Annotated in this window: 2 protein-coding genes; one reads left to right on the top strand and one right to left on the bottom strand. The window is 34.3% G+C overall.

Annotated elements, in window-relative coordinates; translation table 11 throughout:
* Nucleotides 1–293, bottom strand: a 293-nt coding sequence (locus tag AFK68_RS01080) for a hypothetical protein (RefSeq protein ID WP_210407159.1), incomplete at its 3' end; no start/stop codon positions are given.
* A gap of 286 nt (nt 294–579) precedes the next feature.
* Here AFK68_RS01080 and AFK68_RS01075 point away from each other — a divergent pair.
* Entirely contained in the window at nt 580–2232 is a 1653-nt protein-coding gene (locus AFK68_RS01075) for a cell wall metabolism sensor histidine kinase WalK (RefSeq protein ID WP_094670952.1), read from the top strand.
* The last annotated feature ends 42 nt before the right edge of the window (nt 2233–2274 follow it).

Here is a 2274-nt window from a genome sequence, read left to right as displayed (position 1 = left end):
AAATTGGAATTAATCAATTCTTCTATAGCTAAATTAGCATCCGGTTCTACTTTATTCTCATTAGCAAATTTCTTTGAAAATAACAATATTGTATCCTGTTTGACTGTGGCAGATAAATTGGCCAACTCCTCATCTAGTCCATTTAATCCTCTGCCAACATCTAAACGAACATAATCTGCCTCCAAATCTTGGAAGTCATAAAGCAACATCATTGATGCTGTAGTACACAAAACCGCTATAAGACTAGCGATCGCTGTACTAATAATTATTAGTGTCTTTTGACGAAGTTTCATCGAGTTGTTCTTGATTAATCCTATTCAGCAACCAACCACCCATTTTTATTACTCCCGTTGGACTATAAAAACAGTGGATTAGGAATTTGCTTTTTTCTGATAGCTATCACCCTAGGCATGATTGTCTATAAAAATTTCCCTAGCATCAAATTTTCCTAATTACAGCCTAGCAATTTAGAACAACAGAAGGTATAAATTTATAAATAATTATCAGGGTTTTCTCAGGATTAATAGCTAAGTTAATAACTAATTATAATTCCAGTATTTTTGAGCAAGAAAGAGTCAAATGAAGTTTAGAGTTAAATGGCCAAAAAAATTTAGCTTCGGACAATGTAAAGACTCATCATCTTTACAAACACGTCTCACAGTAGGTATTGCAGTATTTTCAGTATTAGGACTAGGCAGTGTAGCTTTGTGGACAAGTTGGAAGATGCAGCAATTATTGATAGTCAGTCATAAGCATAACATTGAGCAGATAGCTGAACGTTTTCCCAGAGATGTTGAAATGTATAGCAAAATGTGGTATCCGAAAGAAAGTTTACAGAAAGCTATTGATAATTTAACATTGGCCAATGTATTTCTTTGGGTCAAAAGTCATAATGGAAATATTTTGGCTGAATCACAAAATTTGCGGAATGATAATGACCACTTTATTTTAAAGTCTCTATCTGAGATGCCAATTGAATCTTTAGTATATCCGATTAATGGACGCTATTTTGTCTTATGTGGTGGGCCTATAAACATTAATGGGATGAGTATTGGTAAACTTTATATTGCTTTGGACATTACTCGCGATCAAAAGATGTTAGTGACTATGGTGATGAGTCTAAGTGTGGCGAGTATCTTGGCAATAATGGTAGTGACGGTTGCTATTACTATTTATATTCAACGTTCCCTCATACCTCTATGTCAGATTAGTCGATTTGCTGATAATGTTAATGCTGATCGTTTGGCTCAAGCAAGGGTTTCTTTGGAGCAAGCTCCTAGTGAAGTAAAGCAGTTGGCAAAAACTTTGGATACTATGTTAGGTCGGTTGTCTGATTCTTGGGAGCAGCAAAGGCAATTTGTGAGTAATGTTTCTCATGAGTTAAGAACTCCTTTAACTATTGTTTCTGGGTATCTGCAAAGTCTTCTTAGACGGGGTAATAATTTGACAGAGACTCAGAAGGAGGCAATTTTGGTTGCTTCTGGGGAAGCAGAACGGACTATTGAGTTATTGAAAGATTTGTTGGAGTTAGCTAGGGCGGATAGTGGCCAAATTCACTTTCATTTGGAATTGGTGGTGCTGAATGATTTGGTTGCGGAAGTGGTGGAAATGGCAAAGCAGTGTAGCGATCGAGAAATTATTTTGAGATTGGGGAATGGAGGTAATATTGTTGAGCGAGAAAAAGTATCTAGTCTCAGTAAAAATGTAGTTTTGGCAGGAACAAATAATTTAGTTTCTTTTGATATTGAAAATTCTAATAAATTATCTTCAGAGATTAATTTAGATGATAATTATTTGGGTGGTGGGTTAAGTTTAAAATCAAAAAGTATTTCTCAAGTTAAGCAAAGTTATGTTTCTCAATCTGAAAATTTATCGTTAATTGAAGTAATGGTAGATTCTAATCGTCTTAAACAGGTTTTACTTAATTTAATTGACAATGCTGTTAAATATTCTGAGCCAAATTCTCCTGTTATATTAAATGTGTATCAAAAAGGTGGTGAAGCAATAATTCAGGTTTGTGACCAAGGTAAAGGTATTCCTTTGTCGCAACAAGCTAAGATTTTTGAACGTTTTTATCGAGGTGATGAAGCTAGAAATCGTTCTGGTAATGGAGCTGGTTTAGGTTTGTCTATTGTGAAAACTTTAGTCGAAGGAATGGGAGGAAATATCCAGGTTTATTCTAAGTTACAGCAAGGGAGTGTATTTACAGTTAAGTTCCTACTAAAAAAATAGCTTTTTTTTTAATTTTAGTATTAATTAATTTCAGCTCTATTT

Origin of the sequence: Hydrocoleum sp. CS-953 (assembly GCF_002260545.1) — a bacterium.
In the GTDB taxonomy this organism is placed as follows: Bacteria; Cyanobacteriota; Cyanobacteriia; order Cyanobacteriales; family Microcoleaceae; genus Trichodesmium.
This window is presented reverse-complemented; position numbering and strand designations above follow the sequence as displayed.

Coding starts and splice junctions, on each gene's coding strand:
- AFK68_RS01075 (WP_094670952.1), top strand. CDS start 580: ATGAAGTTTAGAGTTAAATGGCCAAAAAAATTTAGCTTCGGACAATGT.